This is a genomic window from Mycolicibacter algericus DSM 45454 (genome assembly GCF_002086455.1).
Taxonomy (GTDB): domain Bacteria; phylum Actinomycetota; class Actinomycetes; order Mycobacteriales; family Mycobacteriaceae; genus Mycobacterium; species Mycobacterium algericum.
The window spans coordinates 1-704 of sequence record NZ_MVHC01000090.1 but is presented as its reverse complement, the minus strand read 5'-3'; the positions used below and the strand labels follow the sequence as shown (position 1 = coordinate 704).

The following is a 704-nucleotide window of genomic DNA, read 5'->3' as shown; positions in this document are numbered from 1 at the left end:
GATCTGCGCGGTGCGATCGCCGATGCCGGTCACAAAGCGGTGATCAAACCCAAGCCGTTGACCGTGGCCGTCGACGGCGGGTTCAGCGTGGACGACTTCACCGTCGATGAGGCTGCCGCCACCGTGACCTGCCCAGCAGGCAATACCCGCCCGATCACCAAGTCTCGCCGTGTGATCTTTGGGGCGCTGTGTCGCGACTGTCCGCTCGCTGCGCGCTGCACCACGGCAAAGAGCGGCCGCACCCTTGAGCTGCATGAGCATGACAACCTGCTCCGCCAAGCCCGTCGCGACTGGACCGACAAGCCCGACCTGCGCAAGAAATACCGCTTGAACCGGCCCAACGTCGAACGAGCGGTCTCCCAGATCGCCAGCCGCGGCGGTCGCCGTTTGAAACTGCGGTACCGCGGCTCCGAGAAGAACCATGCGTGGCTGGCCCGCCGTACTGCCGGGCTCAATCTGCGTAACCTCATCGACCGCGGTCTCACCCACACGGCCGGCGTCTGGGCGCTGACGCCGCAAACCGCCTGAAGTGGGTCCTCACACGAGATCGACCGCACTCACCAGCACCCAAATGCCCAGCCCGACCCGCCGCCGAGACGCTTCCTACGAGTCCAAGACCGCCTTTCCCCGCCGTCCGCTCACCAGCCCTCGAACCAACACCCAGCAACCAGCCCCCAACACCGCCTTATTCAGCGGCCTCCTAG

At 66.1% G+C, this 704-nt stretch carries 1 protein-coding gene; it reads left to right on the top strand.

From position 1 onward, the window contains the following. On the top strand, window positions 1–528 hold a 528-nt coding region (locus BST10_RS22215; protein ID WP_207567921.1), incomplete at its 5' end, for a transposase. Between the last annotated feature and the right edge of the window lie 176 nt (window positions 529–704).